This window comes from Brucella pecoris, assembly GCF_006376675.1.
In the GTDB taxonomy this organism is placed as follows: domain Bacteria; phylum Pseudomonadota; class Alphaproteobacteria; order Rhizobiales; family Rhizobiaceae; genus Brucella; species Brucella pecoris.
In genome coordinates this window covers 1-22,273 of the sequence record NZ_VEWK01000019.1, presented here as the reverse complement: position 1 = coordinate 22,273, position 22,273 = coordinate 1, and the positions used below count along the sequence as shown (strand labels likewise).

Sequence of the window (22,273 nt, the reverse complement as noted above, 5' to 3'; positions counted from 1 at the left end):
TCCAATGCGGCAAAATCCAAACCGCACCCCATCGAGGCACATATGTCCGCGTCTGTTTCTCCGCTCGCTCCAAAACATTACCCAGCAATGCCTGTCGTCCATGGTGTGCGCATCGCTACCGCCGCCGCCGGGATCAAGTATAAGGGGCGAACGGATGTAATGTTGATGGTGTTCGACCGACCGGCCGAAGCCGCAGGTGTTTTCACGCGTTCGCTTTGCCCCTCGGCGCCGGTCGATTTTTGCCGTCGCAATCTGGTGCATGGAAAGGCTCGCGCGGTCGTTGTCAATTCCGGCAATGCCAATGCCTTCACCGGCGTCAAGGGCCGCGAGGCGACAGAAGCAACCGCAGAAGCTGCCGCAAAGGCCGTTGGTTGCGCTACGACCGACGTGTTCCTGGCATCAACAGGGGTAATCGGTGAGCCGCTCGATGCTGCTAAGTTCGCGCATCTGCTTGGCGACATGAACAAGAATGCCGTCGAGGATTTCTGGACGGAATCCGCCAAGGCGATCATGACCACGGATACCTATCCGAAGGTCGCGACTGAAACGGTTCTGCTTGGTCAGGTGCCGGTCACGATCAATGGTATCGCCAAGGGCGCAGGCATGATCGCGCCGGATATGGCGACGATGCTTTCTTTCGTCGTCACCGATGCGCCGATCAAGGCTGACGTGTTGCAGAGCCTGCTCTCCAAGGGCGTTGGTTCGACCTTCAATGCAGTAACGGTTGATAGCGACACATCCACGTCGGATACGCTGATGCTGTTTGCGACCGGATCAGCGGCAGAACGTGGTGCGCCTGAAATCACCGATGCTTCTGACAAGCGTCTGGGCGAGTTCAAGAAGGCGTTGGGCCGTCTCCTGAAATCATTGGCGCTGCAGGTGGTGCGCGATGGTGAAGGTGCACGCAAGATGGTGGAAGTCGAAGTGACCGGTGCCAAATCCGCAGCATCAGCAAAGAAGATCGCGCTTTCCATCGCCAATTCGCCGCTGGTCAAGACGGCTGTTGCCGGTGAGGACGCCAATTGGGGCCGCGTGGTCATGGCTGTCGGCAAGGCCGGTGAACCGGCCGACCGCGATCTGCTGGCGATCTGGTTCGGCGATATTCGCGTTGCGCACCAGGGCGAACGCGATCCGGCCTATTCGGAAGCGGAGACCTCTGCCTATATGCAGGGCGAAGACATCCGCATTCGCGTCGATCTGGGGATCGGCAAGGGTAAGGCAACCGTCTGGACCTGCGATCTCACCAAGGAATATGTGGCCATCAATGGCGACTACAGAAGTTGATTGAAGCAATGGAAAAGCCCAACAGCGCCCCAAGTCTTGCCACCGTTCGCCAGCTTGAAGCCGTCGGCTTCCGTGCATGGCCAGCGACGTCTGTTCACTATGACGGCACATGGGCGATACGCATGACGGCGGCGCACCCTTCCAGGCGTCTGAACTCGATCAACCCGCTCGATCCCGGCGACACGCGCGATATTCCAACGCGCGTGGAACTGGCCGCGCAGCGTTTCCGTGCTTATGGTCGCGTTCCGTGTTTCAGGCTTTCACCGCTCGCGCCGCGCGAGCTTGAAGATTATCTCGAAGGGCTGGGCTGGAAGCGTCAGGACGAGACCATCGTGATGACGGCAAATCTCGAGGAACTCGATCTCTCGGGCGCCATCGACCAGATACCATTGAAGGATATCGGGCGTTTCGTGGATGCCTCGCTTTCCATCCATGAAAGGCCGGAGGATATGCGCCCCGGATTCTCCGAACTTCTCAACAGCGTTCGTCCGAACAAGGGCATGTTCGTGCTGGAGGAAGGCGGGCGCGCTGTATCCAACCTGCTTTGCGTGCAGGATGGGGTGATGGCGGGACTGTTCGATGTCGGGACCCAGCGCGCCGCACGGCGTAAGGGGCACGGGCATGCGATTGTCGGTTCGGCACTCAAATGGGCGGCGAAGCTCGGCGCGAAGACGGCATGGCTGCAGATCGAGGCGGACAATGTCGCCGGACTTGCGCTTTACGAGAGCTTCGGCTTTCAGGAAGCCTACCGCTATGCCTATCGGGAGAGCAACGAGAAATGACCGAGGTAAAGGGACGCCGTCTTCTTCTGGTTGCGGCTTGTGCACTGGTGGATTCGGATGGCCGGGTCCTGCTGACGCAGCGCCCTGAGGGCAAGCAGCTTGCCGGTCTCTGGGAATTTCCCGGTGGCAAGGTGGAGCCGGGTGAAACACCGGAAGAGACGCTGATCCGCGAATTGCAGGAAGAAATCGGCATCACCACGAAAGCGGCCTGCCTTGCGCCTTTGACGTTTGCCAGCCACACCTATGATGATTTCCACCTGCTCATGCCGCTCTATGTCTGCCGTCGCTATGAAGGCATTGCGCAGGGGCTGGAAGGGCAGGCGCTGAAATGGGTTCGCCCGAAGGATATGCGTGACTATCCGATGCCGCCTGCCGACGAACCGCTGATCCCGTTCCTGCTCGATCTTTTGTAAACTGATTACCTTTTCCGACTGTGGAAAAGGTTGGCAATTTCTTACGATTCCGCTCGCCGGTTAATCTATGATTCACTCCGTTGAGGCATTCTCGTTCACGAGCTGCCCCGGAGTTTTGAAGCATGAGTTTTGATAACAATTATTTTAGCGCCGATCACAATGAATACACGGCAAAGTCGCTGACCAAAACCGGTCTTGGGGCCGGTCGCGGAATCCTGCGCGTTGTGCTGCTGTTCGGCTCCGCCGTTGTCGCTCTGGCTCTCATTATTGTGCCGGTTCTCAACGATCAGGCAAACAAGGTCGCAGCCCAGTCGGTGCTTCCGGACGGGATTGACCGCACCATGACCGGTTCGATCAAGCGCGATACCGGCAACCAGCCGCACGCAGCAGGCCAGACCTATACGGTGCGCAAGAGCGTGCTTCAGCCAAGCCCCAATTCCGTTTGCATTATTGAGGCAAACGGCAGCCATCACGGCGATTGCTGATTAATTTTCTTCTGCTTTTTTGAGCGCTTCGGCGAGCGATGCTTTTGCCGAACCGGGCTTCAGCGGCTTTTGCTGCGATTCATGTGGTGCCCAGCCCGATAGCCAGATGATGGAGAACGTGGCGCGGATGCGTCCGTCCGGATCAGAGAACCGTTCGGCATAGATTTCAGCCGCACGCAGGAAAAGGCGTTTCGAAACCGGCTTTCGGGAACGATCGTGCAGGATGTTCTGCACGCCCATCGCGCGCAGGTCGGCCATCAGGTTGAACAGCGAATCGTAGCGAACGGTGATGTTGTCGACGTCGGTTACGGGCAGGGCGAAGCCCGCACGCTGCAGGAGGCCGCCCACATCGCGCACGTCGGGGAAGGGGAAAATACGTGGCGAAGCGCCGCCTGTCAGTTCGATTTCCGCCTGCAGAAGACTTTCGCGCAGTTCGCCAAGCGTTCCGCTGCCGCTCAGGGCGGCCAGAAACAATCCGTCCGGCTTTAAGGCACGGGCGATCTGCACCATCGTGCCCGGCGTATCGTTCGTTGCGTGAAGCGCCATCAGGGACACGACAAGATCGGCACTGCCAGGTTTCAGCGGTAGCATTTCCTCATCACCGACGATGGCTGGGAATGGGCCTCGCAAAAAGTCCTTGTCGCGTTCGATGCGGACAATCAGGTCCGCTTTGCCGGAATGTGCAATGGCGACGGCAGCACCGCCGGTATGACCCGCGAGATCAATGGCTACCGGAAAACGCCGCTCCACGGCGTCAAGGCGATCAGCGAGATCGTCGGCAATGCGCTGCAACAGGAAATCTGCACCGGGTTCAGCGCGCGCAAAGGCGCGGCGGCGAAACGAGAGCAGGAGATCGCGATCAAAGATCGCGTTTTCATCGATCGGCGCAGGCATGGAATTCGTCTTCTCTTTCGAGCAAGGTTCAGTACAATCGTTGCGGGGATAGATGCATTCGAACGGGGGCGAATGCAATGGCGGATGACGATAGAACGCATCAAACCTTTTTGCGCGGGGTTAGCGACAGGCTGCGGCGGCTTGCTGGCAGGACCGTTCGCTCGTCGGCGGATATGTTGTTTCCACCGACCTGTATCGGCTGCCGGATGCATGTATCCGAACCAGGGACGCTGTGTTCGAAATGCTGGCCGGAGCTGCGCTTTATAGAAAAGCCCTACTGTCAGGTGCTTGGCATACCTTTCAGTCATGACCTCGGTGAGAACTTCATGAGTGCGGAAGCGATTGCCGATCCCCCGCCTTTCCGGCGTCTCCGGTCCGCAGTCCTGCATCGCGGGGCGGCGCAGCGCATGGTGGTCTCGCTCAAGTTTCATGACCGGACCGATCTCGCTCCGTGGATGGCGCGCTGGATGCAGCGCGCGGGTCGTGAACTGCTGGATGAATGCGAGGTTATTCTTCCGGTGCCTCTGCATCGCTGGCGGTTTTGGCAACGGCGTTTCAACCAGTCGGCGGAACTCGCCCGTGCCCTTGCAAAACTGGAATCGAAACCCTTTGCGCCGCAAGGCGTGAAGCGTGTACGCCGGACCGATCAGCAGATCGGTCTTGGCACAAAAGAACGAAGGCGCAATGTGGACGGCGCGTTTCGCGTGCCGCAGGAACACGAGATTCATGTTCGCGGGCGGCGGGTTCTGCTCATCGACGATGTCTATACGACCGGTGCTACGGTCAAGGCGGTGACGCGGGCTTTGTTGCGCGGCGGCGCGAAAAGCGTGGATGTGCTGACTTTCAGCCGGGTGCTGCCGGATTGAACCGGATAGTGGGCTACACAAGCTCGTGAAAAGCTTCGGGGCTTCCAGACGGCGCTTTTGCCACTTATATAGTGGTCAAACACTGGAGTTTATGATGATTGATGTAACGATCTACACGCGCACCGGTTGCCCTTATTGCAGCCGGGCCAAGGACCTTCTGACCCGCAAGGGTGTTGCCTTTCATGAAATCGATGCAGGCGCATCGCCGGAATTGCGCGCTGAAATGCAAGAGCGTTCGGGCCGTAACACCTTCCCGCAGATTTTCGTCGGGCCTGTTCATGTCGGCGGATGCGATGATCTTTTCGCGCTGGACGATCAGGGCAAGCTGGACGGCCTGCTCAAGACTGGCGAATTGGCCTAGAATATAAAGGGGGAGAAACCGATGAGCATGTTCCGCGCTGCCGCAATACAGATGCGTTCCGGCACAGATGTTGTCCGCAATATCGAGGCTCTGGAGAAACTCGTCGCTGACGCGGCAGCGAAGGGCGCGGCCTATGTGCAATCGCCGGAAATGACTGGCGCGATGATGCGTGATCGTGCAGCCTTCAAGGCGAGCCTGCGTGACGAAGCCAACGATCTTGTTTTCAAGGCTGCTTCGGCACTCGCCGCGAAACACGGCATCTTCCTGCATATCGGTTCAACCGCTATCGATGCCGGAGACGGCAAGATTGCCAATCGCGCCGGAATTTTCACGCCTTCAGGTGAGAAGCTCGTAACCTATGACAAGATCCATATGTTCGATGTCGACCTCGACAATGGTGAAAGCTGGCGCGAATCGGCAACCTATGAGCCGGGCAAGGAAACCATTATTGCCGAACTGCCTTTCGCAAACTTCGGCATGGCGATCTGCTACGATATCCGCTTTCCGCAATTGTTCCGTGCCCAGGCGCTTGCCGGCGCCAATGTGATCACCGGCCCGGCTGCCTTCACGAAACAGACTGGCGAGGCTCACTGGCATATCCTGCAGCGTGCGCGTGCCATCGAAAATGGTGCCTTCCTGATCTCTGCCGCGCAGGGCGGTCTGCATGAGGATGGACGCGAAACCTATGGTCACTCGATCATCGTTTCGCCGTGGGGTAAAATTCTCGCCGAAGCCGACCATGATGAACCGGGTGTCATTCTGGCCGACATCGACGTGGCGGAAAGCACGGCTGCACGTGCCAAGATACCGAACCTGAAGAATGCGCGGGAGTTCGATGTCCGGACTTGCTCGACGAAACAGAAAGAGGATGCGTAAATTCCATGATCCGCTTTTCGCTTCATTGCGATCAGGGCCATGAATTCGAGGGCTGGTTTCGCGACAATGCCGATTTCGACCGTCAGTCGGAAAGGAAGCTTGTCGCTTGCCCGGTGTGCAATTCGCAAGCCGTCCAGAAATCGCTGATGGCTCCAGCCGTTTCGACAAGCCGTGGCAAGGAAAAATATTGCCATGACGCTGGGTGACACGCAGAAGCAGATACTGGATGAAATGCGGGAATTGAGCCGCAAGGTTCGAGAGAATGCAGATTATGTGGGCGACAAATTTGCCGAGGAAGCTCGGAAGATCCATTTCGGCGAGACCGAAACACGTGGTATCTACGGCGAAGCGTCGCGCGAGGATGTGCAAACGCTGCTCGAAGACGGTGTCGACGTTCTGCCGTTGCCGGTATTCCCAGAAGACAAGAACTGATTGCCACACAGGAGACAAGGCGCATGAAACTGACGGATTCTGCGCCTTTTTTGCTGATCGCAACCGGTACCTTGCTGGGTCTCATCCTGCCGCTTGGCAAGATCGCTGCGCAGTCAGGTATCCCGCCTGCCATCTGGACATTTCTGTTCTCGGCAAGCGCCGGTATCATTCTTTTTGCCGTTCTTCTCCTGCAAGGAAAGAAGATCAGCTTTTCAGGCGGGCGGCTGCGTTATTATATCTGCACCGCGTTCATCTCCTATGCGCTGCCCAATCTCCTCATTCTTTCCGCTATTCCGCGCCTTGGCGCTGGATTTACCGGCATCATGTACACATTGTCGCCGGTCATCACGCTTGTTTTGTCGATGGGGTTTGGGCTGCGGCGGCCCAATGCGCTCGGGATAGGCGGTATAGCGGCCGGTTTTATCGGTGCGGTAATGGTGGCGATGACGCGCGGTGAAGTGGGGAAGCCCGCCGATCCATTGTGGATCGCTGCGGCATTGCTCATTCCAGTGCTTTTGGCCATCGGCAACGTCTATCGCACACTGGACTGGCCGAAAAACTCCGATCCGACCGAACTTGCTGCGGGAAGCCACCTGGCGTCGGCACTGATGCTCTTGATCGGGATAGTCGTCTTCACCGGTCAGTTTCCGATTGAAACTCTTGCGTTCGCGCCATGGGCTGCATTGGCCCAGTCGATCGCATCGGCGGGCATGTTCGCCCTGTTCTTTCGGTTACAGGCGGTTGGCGGGCCGGTCTATCTCAGCCAGATCGGCTATGTCGCGGCGGCACTGGGGCTTATTTCGGGAACACTGTTTCTCGGCGAACACTATCCGCCGCTGACCTGGATCGGGGCGCTGGTCATCTGCGCAGGCGTTGCCATGACAACGCGCGCGCAAAGAGGCTGATGGAATCAGACCGGACGTTCGGCAAGCACCATATAATTCACATCGGTGTCGCGGGAGCGGCTCCAGCTATCGGCAAGCGGATTGTAGGTCACGCCCAGCTTGTCGATGAGGCGCAGGCCCCCTTTAGCAAGCGCGGATTCTAGTTCTTCCGGGCGAACCAGCTTTTCATACTGATGCGTGCCGCGCGGCAGCCAGCGCAAGACATATTCCGCGCCGATGATTGCCAGACCGTAGGCCTTCAGCGTGCGGTTGATGGTGGCAACGAACATCAGTCCGCCGGGCTTAACCATTTCGCTGGTCGCGGACATGAACAGGTCGACATCGGAAACGTGTTCGACCACTTCCATGTTGAGCACGACGTCGAATTTTTCACCGGCTTCGGCCAATGCTTCCGCTGTGGTGGCACGGTAGTCGATCTCGACGCCGCTTTGTGCGGCGTGGATTTTTGCCACTTCGATATTGGTCGTGGAGGCGTCGGCACCAATTACCGTTGCTCCAAGACGTGCCATTGGCTCGCAGAGAAGACCGCCGCCGCAGCCGATATCAAGCAGGCGCAAGCCCTCGAATGGGCGCGGCGAGTTCGGATCGCGGTTGAACTTGGCGCAGATTTTTTCCTTGATATAGGCAAGCCGTGTCGGATTGAATTTATGCAACGGGCGGAACTTGCCCTGCGGATTCCACCATTCCGCAGCGATGCGCGAAAAATGCTCGATTTCCGAAGCGTCGATGGTGGTACGGGCGGTCTCGGTCATTTCATTCTCCAGCGGCGGAAGCGTGCGGTTCTGCTCTCAAGGTAGTACTCCAAAGTCAAGGAACAAATCAATTTTGCTCTCAAGTGGCCCGATACGAATCGCGGCCTTGCGGAAGCGCGGCATTTTAGCTATGTGACCCCGGGTTTGCCTGTCGCAACAATATAAGGTTTGGGCAGGTGAGAGTGAAATTTTTCTAAACAGCGGGACGTAACCTTAAATGGCGCGCATCGTGATGAAATTCGGCGGCACTTCGGTAGCTGATCTGGAACGCATCTATAATGTGGCGCGCCACGTCAAACGCGAGGTCGAGGCGGGCAATCAGGTTGCCGTCGTCGTTTCGGCCATGTCCGGCAAGACCAATGAACTGGTCGGCTGGGTGCAGAACATGCCGAAAGTCTGCGGTGCAAGCTCGCCTTTCTATGATGCCCGTGAATATGACACCATCGTCGCATCCGGCGAGCAGGTAACGAGCGGCCTTCTGGCAATTGCACTTCAGTCAATCGGCGTCGATGCGCGTTCGTGGCAGGGCTGGCAGATCCCGATCAAGACCGACAACGCCCATGGCGCGGCCCGTATTCAGGAAATCGACGGTTCGGAAATCATCCGCCGCATGGAAATGGGACAGGTTGCCGTCGTTGCCGGTTTCCAGGGCATTGGGCCTGACAACCGCGTTGCAACGCTCGGACGCGGCGGTTCGGACACGTCTGCTGTCGCCATCGCCGCCGGTGTGAAGGCTGATCGCTGCGATATCTATACGGATGTCGATGGCGTCTACACCACCGACCCGCGCGTGGAGCCGAAGGCGAAGCGTCTTTCGAAGATTTCCTTCGAGGAAATGCTGGAAATGGCATCGCTCGGTGCCAAGGTTCTGCAGGTGCGTTCGGTCGAACTCGCCATGGTGCACAAGGTGCGCACTTTCGTGCGCTCGAGCTTTACGGACCCAGATGCGCCGGGCATGGGTGATCCGATCAACCCGCCCGGCACCCTTATTTGCGACGAGGATGAAATCGTGGAACAGCAGGTCGTCACAGGTATCGCCTTTGCGAAGGATGAAGCTCAGATCTCGCTGCGGCGCGTGGCCGACAGGCCGGGCGTTTCGGCAGCAATTTTCGGACCGCTCGCCGAAGAGCATATCAATGTCGACATGATCGTGCAGAACGTGTCGGAAGACGGCTCCAAGACCGACATGACCTTCACCATTCCGACCGGTGATGTCGACAAGTCGCTGAAGGTGCTGGACAAGGTCAAGGGTGAAATCGGCTTCGACAACATCCAGTCCGAAACGGGCCTCGCCAAGATTTCGGTCATCGGCATCGGTATGCGCAGCCATGCGGGCGTTGCGGCCACGGCCTTCAAGGCGCTGGCCGAAAAGGGCATCAATATCCGCGCCATCACGACGTCTGAAATCAAGATTTCGATCCTGATCGACGGCCCTTATGCGGAACTGGCCGTGCGCACGTTGCACGCGGTCTACGGCCTCGACAAGTAACCAGCCGGTTCACATTCCGTTTTGAAGCATAGTTGTATGCAGGGCCGCGTATCCGAAAGGGTGCGCGGCCCTGCAACATTTTGCGAGCAGCGACTATTTGTTCTGGACGCGCGTGTCAAAAATGCTCACAAAGGGGTTGGCGTAACGCTTCGCGGGCGGGTATTGGGAATCGGCTGGCGGAACGCACGTCAGCAATTGTGAAGGAGCCCCCGACGATCATGCGTGAGCTGACAACCGGTCCCCGCGTACTGCTCAAGCGGTTGCGCGAATTGATGGCGGAGCCGCTGGAACCGCAGGCGCGCCTCGACCGGATCGTTCGCGAAATCGCCCAGAACATGGTCGCGGAAGTCTGCTCCTTCTACATATTGCGTGCCGATGGCGTTCTCGAACTCTATGCCACTGAAGGTCTCAACCCGCAGGCTGTCCATCTTGCCCAGCTTCGCCTCGGTCAGGGTCTGGTCGGCACGATTGCAGCGAGTGCCCGTCCCCTCAATTTGACAGATGCCCAGAGCCATCCGGCCTTCGCCTATCTGCCGGAAACGGGTGAAGAAGCCTATAATTCCTTCCTCGGCGTTCCCGTTCTGCGCGCCGGCCGCACTTTGGGCGTTCTTGTCGTCCAGAACAAGACCAAGCGGGCTTATCGGGAAGACGAGGTTGAAGCACTTGAAACCACGGCTATGGTCCTTGCCGAAATCATCGCGACCGGTGACGGTTTGCGTCTGGCACGTCCGGGCATAGAGCTCGATCTCGGTCGCCCGATGAGCGTGACAGGACAGGCTTTCAACGACGGTATCGGCCTTGGCCATGTGGTGTTGCATGAGCCGCGCATCGTCGTCACCAATCTTTTCAACGAGGACAGTCAGGCGGAACTCAACCGGCTCGACGAAGCGCTGGGCAGCCTGCGTATCTCCATCGATGACATGCTGTCGCGCCGCGATGTGGCAGCAGAAGGTGAGCATCGCGAAGTACTCGAAGCTTATCGCATGTTTGCCCATGATCGCGGCTGGGTGCGGCGCCTGGAAGAAGCCATTCACAATGGTCTGACTGCCGAGGCGGCGGTCGAAAAGGTACAGAGCGACACACGTGCGCGCATGGTGCATCTGACCGATCCCTATATGCGCGAGCGCCTGTCGGATTTCGACGATCTCGCGAACCGTCTGCTGCGCCAGCTCATGGGGCGCGACATCAAGACCATTGCCGAATCGCTGGCCAAGGATGCGATCATCGTCGCCCGCTCCATGGGAGCTGCCGAACTCCTGGATTATCCGCGCGAACGCTTGCGCGGTGTCGTTCTGGAAGACGGCGCTGCCACGAGCCACGTTGTGATCGTCGCCCGCGCGATGGGTATTCCGGTGGTCGGCCAGGCCAAGGGCATTGTATCCATGGCCGAAAACAACGATGCGGCAATTGTCGATGGCGATGAAGGCATCATGCATCTGCGTCCGCAATCCGATCTGGAAACGGCCTATGCCGAAAAGGTGCGGTTCCGGGCGCGGCGTCAGGCCCATTACCGTGAGTTGCGTGACAAGCCATCCGTCACGAAGGACGGCGTCGATATCTCGCTTCTGATGAATGCAGGGCTTCTTGTCGATCTGCCGCAATTGTCGGCGTCCGGTGCGGCGGGGATCGGCCTCTTTCGCACTGAACTTCAGTTCATGGTCGCTTCGACATTTCCGCGTGCCGAGCAGCAGGAGCGCCTCTATCGCTCAGTTATCGAGGCTGCAGGTGACAAGCCGGTGACTTTCCGGACGCTGGATATCGGTGGAGACAAGGTTCTCCCTTATTTCAGTTCGACGGTACAGGAAGAAAATCCGGCACTCGGCTGGCGGGCCATCCGGCTGACGCTCGACCGTCCGGGGCTGCTGCGCACCCAGCTAAGGGCGCTTTTGAAGGCGGCGGGCGGCCGTGAGTTGAAAATCCTGCTGCCGATGATCACGGAAGTCAGCGAAGTGAAGGCCGCGCGCGAGATCATCGATCGTGAGGTCCGTCATTTGTCGCGGTTCGCTCATCAGTTGCCCATGTGTCTGAAACTGGGAGCGATGATCGAGGTGCCGTCGCTGCTTTGGCAGCTCGAGGAACTGATGTCGCTCGTCGATTTCATCTCCGTCGGCTCGAATGATCTTTTCCAGTTCCTGATGGCGACCGATCGCGGTAATTCGTTGATGTCGGGCCGTTTCGACCAGCTTTCTCCCGCATTCCTGCGTGCGTTGCGCTTCATTGTGGAAACCGGCAATCGTCACGGCAAGTCGGTCACCTTGTGCGGTGAAATGGCCAGCCGGCCGCTTCCTGCCATGGCGCTGGTGGGTATCGGTTTTCGCTCGATCTCGATGTCGGCGGCGGCAATCGGCCCGGTCAAGGCCATGCTCGACGCGCTGGATGCAGGCAAGCTCACAGCCTTGCTGGCGGAAGAACTGGACAAGCCGAACAGCGCGCATTCACTACGCGAAATGCTGATGAGATTTGCCGAAGACAACGATATTCCGTTATAGCGAAGCAGATTGACCTGACGGGACGGTCGCGGTGCAGGTTTGCACGGCGTCTCGTTTTGTATTCTTGCACGCCGCTGACAATTTTTAGGACATGACATGATTGCATTGCCGCAGGACCGGATGGACCAGCTCTTGAAGCGGTTCTCGATGATCGAAAGCCAGATGGCCAACAATCCGGATTCGGAAACCTATGTGAAGCTCGCATCGGAATATTCCGAGCTTCAGGAGGTGGTTGGCAAGATTCGCGAATTGACCGACGCCCGCAAGGAAGCAATCGATCTGGCGGCCATGCGTGACGATGCAACCAACGATGCCGAGATGCGCGCACTGGCGCTGGAAGAGCTGCCGGAAGTCGAAAAGCGCATCGAGACGCTTGAGCAGGAAGTCCAGATTCTGCTCTTGCCGAAAGACGCTGCTGACGAGAAGAACGCTATTCTCGAAATTCGTGCCGGTACGGGGGGGCTGGAAGCAGCCCTTTTCGCGGGCGATCTCTTCCGCATGTATGAGCGCTATGCCGCCGAAAAAGGCTGGCGTGTCGAGCTGGTCTCGGCCAGCGAAGGCGATGCCGGTGGTTACAAGGAAATCATCGCCACAGTTTCCGGCAAGGGCGTGTTCTCCAAGCTCAAGTTCGAATCGGGTGTGCACCGTGTGCAGCGTGTGCCTGAAACGGAAGCGGGTGGCCGTATTCACACCTCGGCTGCAACCGTCGCGGTTTTGCCTGAAGCAGAAGATATCGATATCGAGATCCGCAACGAAGATATCCGCATCGATACGATGCGGGCCTCGGGCGCAGGGGGCCAGCACGTCAATACGACCGACTCGGCCGTGCGTATTACCCATATTCCGACCGGCATCATGGTCGTTCAGGCTGAAAAATCCCAGCACCAGAACCGCGCCCGCGCCATGCAGATTTTGCGCGCGCGCCTCTACGACATGGAGCGCCAGAAGGCGGATACCGAACGTTCGGAATCGCGGCGCAGCCAGGTTGGATCGGGCGACCGCTCCGAGCGTATCCGCACTTATAATTTTCCGCAGGGACGTGTCACCGATCATCGCATCAACCTGACGCTCTACAAGCTCGACCGGGTTATGGAAGGCGATCTGGACGAACTGGTCGATGCGCTGATTTCCGATCACCAGACCGCACTCCTAACCGAGCTGGGCGCCTGAGCGTGAGCGGCGAACGCCTCGACATACTGATGAGCGCCGCCCGGAAGCAGCTTCGGGACGTGGGGCTCGATACACCCGATCTCGACGCGAGGCTTCTGGTCGAATGGGCGACGGGCAAAACGCGGCTCGATCTGATTTCCGCGCCTGAGCAACTGATAGATTCTGAGGCCGTCGAGAACCTATACGATGCGCTGGATCGGCGCGTAAAGGGCGAGCCGGTTCACCGGATCATGGGTGTTCGCGATTTTTTCGGCCTGCCTTTTCGGCTTTCTGCAGAGACGCTTGAACCGCGTCCCGATACGGAAGTGCTGGTGGAGCTGGTCATTCCGACTTTGGAAGCACTCGCCGCAAAGACGAGCACGCTTGAACTGCTCGATATGGGGACAGGAACGGGCGCTATCATCATCTCGCTTTTGCACCACTTCGAGAGCGCGCACGGCATCGGTCTCGATATGGCGGAAGGTGCGCTTGCGATGGCGCGAATCAATGCAACCGCCAATGGGGTGGGCGACCGCTTTGCGACGCTCAGAAGCGACTGGTTCGAAAATGTGTGCGGGCGGTTTCATCTCATTGTCTCAAACCCGCCCTATATTCCGCATGAAGACATAGCGGGATTGTCGCGCGAAGTGCGCGAACACGATCCGCTTGCCGCACTTGATGGCGGCACTGACGGACTGAATTTTTACAGGGCCCTTGCGCAGAAGGCAGCAGATCACCTATATAGGAATGGAATGGTTGCCGTGGAAATTGGCGCCGGACAATTCCAGGATGTTGAAGCGCTGTTTGAAAGCGCAGGTTTTTCTCTCGCGGGACAAGCGAGTGATCTTGGTGGCCACAGAAGGGCCATGCTTTTCGCGCACAAATCGAATATGCAATTTTGATGCGGTGAACCGCTAAAAAACACTTGGAATTTGCGGCGAAGCCGTTTAGTTTCCGGCCACCGTATACAGCCAGAATGGTTTTGCCCGCTGATGGGCGGTGGCGGAAATGCTCCATGACGATTTTTGGTCATGCTCCCCGGAGGGTTCTTTGGGGATGGCTTGTGCGGAAGTACACGACTTTCAAGCATAATCTCGAAGAGCAAGCTTTTCGGAATGGTTATGCATTAATGCAACCGCGGAGTTTCGGTGACCTGCAGAGGTGTACCTAACTCAGGAGCAGTCGATTTGTGGGAAGTTTTTAGGGCGTACTTCCTCCATGGCTCGATAGCGTGAAACCGGCAGCTTTTTTGGCTGGGAGTTTCTACGCCCTTTAATCTGAAAAGAGATGAATATGAGGCCAGCACAGCAGAACAGGCGCATGCGCGGACGGGGCAATAACAATAACAATAATAACAACAACAACCGCAAGGGCCCCAATCCTCTGTCGCGCAATTACGAAAGCAATGGTCCGGATGTGAAGATCCGTGGCAATGCGCAACATATTGCAGAAAAATACTCAGCACTTGCGCGAGACGCACAGGCATCTGGCGATCGCGTGATAGCAGAAAACTATCTTCAGCACGCTGAACATTACAATCGCATCATCATGGCTGCCATGGCGCAGAATCCGGTGCCGTTCCAGCGCGAGGAAACTTTCGACGATGACGGTGCGGAAGACGAGGAAGCAAGCTTCTCGCCTGTCGCAACGCAGCCGCAGCCTGTCAACGGTTCCGGCCCGCAGCCGGTTATCGAAGGCACGCCCGCTGAAGTTGTCTATGGTGAAGATGGCGGCGAGCCGGTAAAGTCCGGCGAAGGTCGCCAGCAGCCGCGCGAACGCGACAATCGTGATCGTCGTCTTGGTCGCGGCCGCCGTCCGCAGCGCGAGCGTTTTAACGCCGACGAGCGTTCCGACGAACAGCCGCAGGAAAAGCAAGCTCAGCCGGTGGCTGAAGATGTTTCTGCTCCGGCTGAGGTTGTTCCCGAGCAGGCAGCACCGGTGGCTGTCGAGGCCGCTCCTGTTGCCGATGCTGCTCCTACCGACGAAGCAGCACCACGCCGCGCCACGCGCCGTCCGGGTCGCCCGCGCCGCGCTGCCAAGGATAGTGGTGACGAGACGCCAGCAACGGAACCAGTGAATTCTGACGCATAACTTCGTATCTTCGTATCGACTTCAAAATGGCGCGGTTTCCGCGCCATTTTTATTTGGTTTTGCAAGTGCATGTGACCCTTGCCGAAACCCGGCGATGGTCCCATATGCTGTACTGGAAAAGGAGCCCGCCCATTGCGGGGGCTTCGTCACCATACATCTTCTGGCGCTGCATGACGGGCCGGAAGGCAAAGGAGACATTTATGAACATTGAAAAATATACGGAGCGTGTCCGGGGCTTTATCCAGTCTGCACAGACTTTCGCGCTGTCATCTGGCAACCAGCAATTCACGCCGGAACACGTGCTGAAGGTTCTCGTCGATGATGACGAAGGACTTGCCACGTCTTTGATCGAACGCGCAGGCGGACGGATTGCTGATGTGCGTATCGGCCTGCAGAACGCGCTCGAAAAGCTGCCCAAAGTGTCGGGCGGCAACGACCAGCTTTATCTTTCGCAACCGCTTGCCAAGGTTTTCTCGCTTGCCGAGGAGCTTGCCAGCAAGGCAGGTGACAGCTTCGTCACCGTCGAGCGCCTTCTGACGGCGCTGGCGATGGAAAAATCTGCAAAGACGTCTGAAATTCTTTCCGCTGCCGGTGTGACCCCGACGGCGCTGAACAAGGTCATCAACGATATGCGTAAGGGTCGTACAGCCGATTCGGCGTCCGCTGAAAGCAACTATGATGCGTTGAAGAAATATGCCCGCGATCTGACTGAGGATGCGCGCGCAGGCAAACTTGACCCCGTGATCGGTCGCGACGAGGAAATCCGCCGCACGATTCAGGTTCTGTCGCGTCGCACCAAGAATAATCCGGTTCTGATCGGTGAGCCGGGCGTCGGCAAGACCGCAATCGCGGAAGGTCTGGCGCTTCGCATCGTCAATGGCGACGTGCCTGAATCCTTGAAGGACAAGCAATTGATGGCGCTCGACATGGGCGCGCTGATTGCCGGTGCCAAATATCGCGGCGAGTTCGAAGAACGTCTGAAAGCGGTGCTTTCGGAAGTGCAGACGGCTGCCGGCCAGATCATCCTCTTCATCGATGAAATGCACACGCTTGTCGGTGCAGGCAAATCCGATGGCGCGATGGATGCTTCGAACCTGTTGAAGCCGGCCCTTGCACGTGGCGAACTGCACTGCGTCGGCGCAACGACGCTGGAGGAATACCGCAAGTATGTCGAGAAGGACGCAGCGCTTGCACGTCGTTTTCAGCCGGTATTTGTCGATGAACCGACCGTCGAGGATACGATTTCGATTTTGCGCGGCCTGAAGGAAAAATACGAGCAGCACCACAAGGTGCGTGTTTCGGATTCTGCTCTGGTTGCTGCGGCAACCCTGTCGAATCGCTACATCACCGACCGATTCCTGCCGGACAAGGCGATTGATCTTGTCGATGAGGCCGCATCGCGCCTGCGCATGCAGGTGGATTCCAAGCCGGAAGAACTGGACGAAATCGATCGCCGCGTGATGCAGCTCAAAATCGAGCGCGAAGCGCTGAAGGTTGAAACCGATACGGCGTCCAAGGATCGTCTGCAGCGTCTTGAAAAAGAACTGATCGATCTGGAAGAAGAATCGGCGGAATTGACCTCGAAGTGGCAGGCTGAAAAGCAGAAGCTTGGACTTGCCGCCGATCTCAAGCGTCAGCTCGAAGAGGCGCGCAATGCTCTCGCCATCGCTCAACGTAGCGGGGAGTTCCAGAAGGCGGGTGAACTTGCCTATGGCAAGATTCCGCAGCTTGAAAAGCAGCTTGTCGAAGCGGAAAGCCAGGAAAACAAGGGTTCTCTGCTGGAGGAAACCGTTACACCTGACCACGTGGCGCAGATCATCTCTCGCTGGACCGGTATTCCGGTCGACCGGATGCTGGAGGGCGAGCGTGAGAAGCTGTTGCGTATGGAAGACGAACTGGCGAAGCGGGTCGTCGGGCAGGGCGAGGCAGTGCAGGCCATCTCGAAGGCCGTTCGCCGCGCACGTGCCGGGCTTCAGGATCCCAACAGGCCTATCGGTTCGTTTATCTTCCTGGGCCCCACGGGCGTTGGCAAGACGGAACTGACCAAGGCATTGGCTTCGTTCCTGTTCCAAGACGACACGGCCATGGTGCGTATCGACATGTCGGAATTCATGGAAAAGCATTCCGTGAGCCGGCTGATCGGCGCACCTCCCGGCTATGTCGGCTACGAAGAAGGCGGTGTTCTGACGGAGGCCGTGCGCCGCAGGCCGTATCAAGTGATCCTGTTCGATGAGATCGAAAAGGCGCATCCTGATGTGTTCAACGTGCTGTTGCAGGTACTGGATGACGGACGCCTGACCGACGGGCAGGGCCGCACGGTCGATTTCCGTAATACGGTCATCATCATGACCTCGAATCTCGGTGCCGAATATCTCGTCAATCTTGGCGAGAAGGACGATGTCGAATCGGTTCGTGATGAAGTGATGGGCGTGGTGCGTGCCGCCTTCCGTCCAGAATTCCTGAACCGTGTCGATGAAATCATCCTGTTCCACCGGCTGCGCCGCGAAGATATGGGTGTGATTGTCGATATTCAGATGCAGCGTCTTCAGGTGCTTCTGAGCGATCGCAAGATCGCATTGCAGCTTGAAGAAGATGCACGCGAATGGTTGGCCAACAAGGGCTACGACCCGGCTTATGGTGCACGTCCGTTGAAGCGTGTCATTCAGAAGGAAGTTCAGGATCCGCTCGCTGAGCGCATTCTTCTGGGCGATATTCTGGATGGCTCCATCGTCAAGATTACTGCTGGTTCGGACAGGCTCAACTTCCGTCCGATTCGCGGTGCACTTGAGGACGAAGGCCAGAAGGTCGACGAGAACGCTTGAATGAGCATGAGTTGAAGGCTTTGGGCGTCGCAACCGGATAGGTTGCGGCGCCTTTTTCATGTCTGGCCTGACAAGTTTTCCAGATTTCCTCCGATGTCGGCCATTTTCATGTCCAGTTCATCTGGCATCTGCTGTTATCAGCTAATCAGTTATTAACCATATTCGCGGCATCCATGATCTCTCGATCACCCAGGGCATTCTTCATGGCGCATTCCACACGCATGCTTCGTTTCGCTTTGTTTGCTTCCGTCGCGGTAACCGCCGTCGACGGTAAAGCGCGCGCAGAGGAAGGCAATTCTGCAACGGCTACCGAACGCCCGGTACAGCTTGCGCAGCTTTATGATCCAGGTGAAGAAATCTATCATGATCGCCGGGTGCGGGTCTTTATCGACCAGTATGGCCGCCGCGTTACCATGGATCGTCGCGGGCGTATTCTCAGTGTCGAGGATGCCAATAATTATGACCCGAACGCCTATGACCGTCGGGTTCGCCGTGCACCGCAGCCAGACGACAACTGGACGCTCGATGGACCGGTCGACGGTGGTGCACCCTATGACGGTTTCGGCAATGTGCCCGAGGACCCGAATTATTATCCGGACGCTCCGGCAGCACCGCAATATGGCGGCAACCGGGATGGACAGGTGCAGCGATCGGAACTGCCGCCAGCAGGCGATCAATATCCCGACAATACCAATACCAATTCAGCCAGTGCCAATCCCGGCTATGACGGCCAGCAGGATTATGGCCAGCCGGGTTATGAACAGCCAAGAGGTGTTCCCAATCCGGGCGATATGGCTCCGGCCATCGAAATGCCGAAGGGGCAGGGCGCAAAGGCGAAGATCGCAGCCTATCAAATACTCCTCGATCGCGTGGGTGCATCGCCTGGCGTCATCGACGGTCGTTCGGGTAGCAATGTCGACAAGGCGGCTGCGGCCTACGGCGAACTGACCGGAAAGTCGATCAGTCCGACGGACGAGGCGGCGGTCAATGCGGAGCTGGAAGCGACAGGCGGTCCGGCCTTCTCGGAATACACAATCACCAATGAGGATGTTGGACGGCAATATGTTGCCTCAATCCCAGAGGATTACGCCCATAAGGCGCAGCTCCCAGCGATGGCCTATACATCGGTCACCGAAATGCTCGGCGAAAAGTTTCATATCGACGAGACCTATCTGAAAGAGATCAATCCCGGCGTGAACTTCAACCAGCCCGGCTCGGTTGTGAAGATCCCCAATCTCGGCAAGCCTGTCCGGACCAAGGTGGCTCGTATCATTGCCGACAAGGGGCGCAAGCAGGTTCGCGGCTATGATGAAACCGGCAAGCTGGTCGTCGCCTATCCCTCGACCATCGGCTCGTCGGACAATCCTTCACCATCCGGAATCGTTCAGGTCGAGCGCATCGCGATCAATCCGAATTACACCTATAATCCGAAGATCAACTTCAAGCAGGGTAATAACGACAAGGTGCTGACCATTCCGCCTGGACCGAACGGGCCAGTGGGAACGGTCTGGATTGCGCTTTCAAAGCCTACCTACGGTATTCACGGCACGCCGGAGCCATCGAGAATCGGCAAGACGTCGAGCCATGGCTGTGTGCGATTGACCAACTGGGATGCCGAAGAGCTGGCAAAGCTGGTGAAGGCCGGCGTAACAGTCGAGTTCGCTGAGTAAGTCGAACGACATCCTTCAAATAAAAAGCCGGGAGTTTTTCGCCCGGCCTTTTCTTTATCAGCTCTTGGTCGATCCGTTCGAGGCAAGCTTGGTGCCGTTTTCATCGCTGTTCAAAAGCGTATCGATGCGGTCCCGTTCCTGCTTGAAGGCTTCGAGCTCCTTGCCGGAAAGTGCCTTATTGTCCGGAAGGCGGATGCGTAGAGGATCGACCTTGGTGCCGTTCACAATCAGCTCGTAGTGAAGATGAGGACCGGTCGACAGACCTGTCGATCCCACATAGCCAATCACCTGTCCCTGCCGGACACGTGCACCGGCTGTAACACCGCGAGCGATTGCGTTCTGGTGATTGTAGCTGCTCACATAACCATTGGCGTGGCGAAGCAAGGTCTGGTTGCCATAACCATTGGTCCAGCCTGCCTTTTCCACCACGCCATTACCGGAAGCGATGATCGGCGTGCCGCGCGGTGCGGCCCAGTCCACGCCGGTATGCATGCGGCTATAGCCGAGGATTGGATGGCGGCGCATGCCAAACGGTGAGCGGAAGACACCATTGGGAACCGGATTGCGGAGGAGGAACTGTTTCGCGCTCTTGCCGTCGCCATTGAAGTAGTCGACGCTGCCGTCCGGAGCCTGATAGCGATAGAATTTGCGGGTTGTTCCACCGAAATTAGCGGCAATGTAAAGAAGCTGCGAATCGGCTTCCGGCTTGTCGGGATCGTCCGGCAGCGAGAAGAAGGCGTCGATCTGGTCGCTCGGTGAAAGTCGCGATTGCAGGTCGACATCGCTTGCGAGCATCTTGATGAGCTGTTCGCGCATTGTCTCCGACATGCCGTAGGCAAGTGCAGCCCGGCTGATCCCGTCATAGACGCTGGGAAGATTGCCCCGAATTGCCGTCGGCAGGGCATTGCCATCGAAAGCGGTCTGCAGGAGCGGGGTCTGCTCCGGCTCGTCTGACGGAATATACTGTCCGCGGTCGTTGAGCGCGACCGTCACCAGATGGGTGGTGCGATTATAGATGCTTGCTCGCACGATACGGTCAACGCCATCCCGGGTCTCGGTGCCGACACGCAGAACGCTGCCTTCCTTGAGGCGGGGCGAGTTCATCAGCTTGGTGAGCGAATCGGCCATGTTCCCGGCATCGTTGCCCGTATAGCCGGCATCTTCGAGCGCCTGCGCGATTTCGGCTGTCTGACGGAACGGGATCAATTCTTCCGAAAAGCCTTCGCCGACCGTTTCGTCATCGCCGCGCTGTGCGACACTGACATTCTCCTGAGTAATCTTCACACCGAGCGCCGGGCCAAGTGCGAACGGAGAATCCGTACCGCCGAAACGGGCAGGATCGACATAATGAAGCGAGGCTACCTGCACGTCACCGTCAGTCAGTAGACCGCCAGTATCACGCACGACCTTTTCGACCTCGTCGACGGTAAGGTCGCTGGAAGCGTCGAAGGTTGTGCTGTTCATCGGAAAGTCGACGACCTGCAGGCTGACTTCACTTTCGACCTTCGCGCCGTAAATCTGACCGGCATCGGTAGGTTGCGGAGCCGCTGGTCCCTCCGAGAACACGGTCAGGGCATTGAACGCCGGATATTTGCGGTTGGTTGGATGATCGACAGCCAGAGCCATGCGAACAAATTCGAACGGTCGCGTCCGGATGACTTCACGCTCGCCCACTTTCTGCATGGTAGAGAGATCAAAGCGGCGCCGGTCTCGTGCCTTTTGCTGGGAAACGGTGCTGACAATGCGCCCACCCTTTATAATGGCGGCGTCGTCGATCACACCAGGCATGTCGTTCCGGGCAAGAATTTCAGGCGGCGTGGCCAACTGTTCGCGCCCGTCGAGTGCAGCAAACAAAGCGACGCCGATCAGCATGCAAGATGTAACGCCGGTCAGAAACGTACCGGCGAGCCAGCGGGCGGAAACTTCGCGACGATCAGGCGGCCGCCGCCGTCCGCCTACGCTGAGCGGGGGCTCGTCACCCGGATCGAGATTGTTCGGCCGCATCTCTTTCATACTGCTATAGCCGGCCCTTCTTCAAAAAACTGACTGCACGAAACGTGCTTGAAATCGTTTGTCGGAAAAGCGGATGAGCCGCCAATCCGGTGCTAAGGTGTCTTCCATCCTGTCGGAAGGCTCCCAAACGGGCATGTGAGTTTTGCCTGTCGAAGAAACGTAAGTCAACGACAAGCCTGCCGGACCAGGATTTCCACAGTGGCTCGCAAGCCGTGGCTTATTGCCAGTTTTGAAAGTATCGCGGAAACTATTTGGGTAATGAGGCCGGTTTATGGCCCTCCCAACTGCGCATGGTGCATCAAGCGCGCTATAATATAAGGTAAATACGTGGAAATCCGACGGCTTGTGGAAAGCTGTCAAAAAAACATCAAAAAACTTCGCCGTCACTGTTGACAGGTACGAGGGGCCGCCCCTATATAGCCCCCACAACGAGGGCGGCGACGCTGCTAGCGGCAGACTGGTTCGTCCCTTGAGTTGGTTGATTGAGTTTGGCGGTTATG

The 22,273-nt window shown here is 57.8% G+C and carries 18 protein-coding genes and 1 pseudogene; 16 read left to right on the top strand and 3 right to left on the bottom strand.

Annotated elements, in window-relative coordinates:
- Positions 1–42 precede the first annotated feature (42 nt).
- The 4 genes from argJ to FIB18_RS22695 all read left to right on the top strand — a co-directional run bounded on the left by argJ (position 43) and on the right by FIB18_RS22695 (position 2,964).
- Positions 43–1,284 carry a bifunctional glutamate N-acetyltransferase/amino-acid acetyltransferase ArgJ gene (argJ, locus tag FIB18_RS22710; RefSeq protein WP_140023010.1) on the top strand — a complete coding sequence of 414 codons (1,242 nt, stop codon included), beginning with the start codon at positions 43–45 and terminating at the stop codon, positions 1,282–1,284.
- 8 nt (positions 1,285–1,292) lie between these two features.
- Positions 1,293–2,066: a GNAT family N-acetyltransferase gene (locus FIB18_RS22705; protein WP_140023008.1), complete on the top strand. Its 774-nt coding sequence runs from the start codon at positions 1,293–1,295 to the stop codon at positions 2,064–2,066.
- Complete coding sequence (gene mutT / locus FIB18_RS22700) at positions 2,063–2,479, top strand: 8-oxo-dGTP diphosphatase MutT (RefSeq protein ID WP_140023006.1); 417 nt, start codon at positions 2,063–2,065, stop codon at positions 2,477–2,479. The genes FIB18_RS22705 and mutT overlap by 4 nt, the downstream gene beginning before the upstream one ends.
- A gap of 122 nt (positions 2,480–2,601) precedes the next feature.
- Complete coding sequence (locus FIB18_RS22695; protein WP_140023004.1) at positions 2,602–2,964, top strand: hypothetical protein; 363 nt, start codon at positions 2,602–2,604, stop codon at positions 2,962–2,964.
- Here FIB18_RS22695 and FIB18_RS22690 read toward each other — a convergent pair whose 3' ends face one another.
- A complete protein-coding gene (locus tag FIB18_RS22690) occupies positions 2,965–3,858 on the bottom strand; it encodes a methyltransferase domain-containing protein (RefSeq protein ID WP_140023002.1) in 894 nt (297 codons plus the stop codon).
- Positions 3,859–3,935: 77 nt separating this feature from the next.
- On the opposite strand from FIB18_RS22690, the gene FIB18_RS22685 reads away from it, so the two are divergent.
- From FIB18_RS22685 to FIB18_RS22665, 5 genes and pseudogenes are all read left to right on the top strand, one after another.
- Positions 3,936–4,724 carry a ComF family protein gene (locus FIB18_RS22685; protein WP_140023000.1) on the top strand — a complete coding sequence of 263 codons (789 nt, stop codon included), beginning with the start codon at positions 3,936–3,938 and terminating at the stop codon, positions 4,722–4,724.
- Between the two features lie 94 nt (positions 4,725–4,818).
- Complete coding sequence (gene grxC / locus FIB18_RS22680) at positions 4,819–5,085, top strand: glutaredoxin 3 (protein WP_140022997.1); 267 nt, start codon at positions 4,819–4,821, stop codon at positions 5,083–5,085.
- Between the two features lie 21 nt (positions 5,086–5,106).
- Positions 5,107–5,961, top strand: coding sequence for a carbon-nitrogen hydrolase family protein (locus tag FIB18_RS22675; RefSeq protein ID WP_140022995.1), 855 nt, complete (start codon positions 5,107–5,109; stop codon positions 5,959–5,961).
- 5 nt (positions 5,962–5,966) lie between these two features.
- Positions 5,967–6,393, top strand: a pseudogene (locus FIB18_RS22670) (DUF1178 family protein).
- 23 nt (positions 6,394–6,416) lie between these two features.
- On the top strand, positions 6,417–7,298 hold the full coding sequence (locus FIB18_RS22665; RefSeq protein ID WP_140022993.1) for a DMT family transporter: 882 nt from the start codon (positions 6,417–6,419) through the stop codon (positions 7,296–7,298).
- A 5-nt stretch (positions 7,299–7,303) separates the two neighbouring features.
- On the opposite strand, the gene ubiG is transcribed toward FIB18_RS22665, so the two are convergent.
- Positions 7,304–8,050: a bifunctional 2-polyprenyl-6-hydroxyphenol methylase/3-demethylubiquinol 3-O-methyltransferase UbiG gene (gene ubiG, locus FIB18_RS22660; protein WP_140022991.1), complete on the bottom strand. Its 747-nt coding sequence runs from the start codon at positions 8,048–8,050 to the stop codon at positions 7,304–7,306.
- A gap of 217 nt (positions 8,051–8,267) precedes the next feature.
- Between ubiG and FIB18_RS22655 the strand changes: the two genes are divergently transcribed.
- From FIB18_RS22655 to FIB18_RS22620, 7 genes are all read left to right on the top strand, one after another.
- Positions 8,268–9,539, top strand: a complete 1,272-nt coding sequence (locus tag FIB18_RS22655) for an aspartate kinase (RefSeq protein WP_140022989.1) — start codon at positions 8,268–8,270, stop codon at positions 9,537–9,539.
- Between the two features lie 218 nt (positions 9,540–9,757).
- Positions 9,758–12,028, top strand: a complete 2,271-nt coding sequence (ptsP, locus tag FIB18_RS22650; RefSeq protein ID WP_140022987.1) for a phosphoenolpyruvate--protein phosphotransferase — start codon at positions 9,758–9,760, stop codon at positions 12,026–12,028.
- Between the two features lie 96 nt (positions 12,029–12,124).
- Positions 12,125–13,198, top strand: a complete 1,074-nt coding sequence (prfA, locus tag FIB18_RS22645; protein ID WP_140022985.1) for a peptide chain release factor 1 — start codon at positions 12,125–12,127, stop codon at positions 13,196–13,198.
- Between the two features lie 29 nt (positions 13,199–13,227).
- Positions 13,228–14,079 (top strand): peptide chain release factor N(5)-glutamine methyltransferase, encoded by an 852-nt coding sequence (gene prmC, locus FIB18_RS22640; protein ID WP_140023040.1) that lies wholly within the window; start codon positions 13,228–13,230, stop codon positions 14,077–14,079.
- A gap of 391 nt (positions 14,080–14,470) precedes the next feature.
- The gene (locus FIB18_RS22630) at positions 14,471–15,268 is read left to right on the top strand and encodes a DUF4167 domain-containing protein (RefSeq protein ID WP_140022983.1); all 798 of its coding nucleotides are present in this window, start codon (positions 14,471–14,473) and stop codon (positions 15,266–15,268) included.
- 200 nt (positions 15,269–15,468) lie between these two features.
- Positions 15,469–18,090 carry an ATP-dependent chaperone ClpB gene (clpB, locus tag FIB18_RS22625; protein ID WP_140022981.1) on the top strand — a complete coding sequence of 874 codons (2,622 nt, stop codon included), beginning with the start codon at positions 15,469–15,471 and terminating at the stop codon, positions 18,088–18,090.
- Positions 18,091–18,293: 203 nt separating this feature from the next.
- Entirely contained in the window at positions 18,294–19,760 is a 1,467-nt protein-coding gene (locus tag FIB18_RS22620) for a L,D-transpeptidase (protein WP_140022979.1), read from the top strand.
- A gap of 57 nt (positions 19,761–19,817) precedes the next feature.
- On the opposite strand, the gene FIB18_RS22615 is transcribed toward FIB18_RS22620, so the two are convergent.
- Complete coding sequence (locus tag FIB18_RS22615) at positions 19,818–21,773, bottom strand: M23 family metallopeptidase (protein ID WP_140022977.1); 1,956 nt, start codon at positions 21,771–21,773, stop codon at positions 19,818–19,820.
- Between the last annotated feature and the right edge of the window lie 500 nt (positions 21,774–22,273).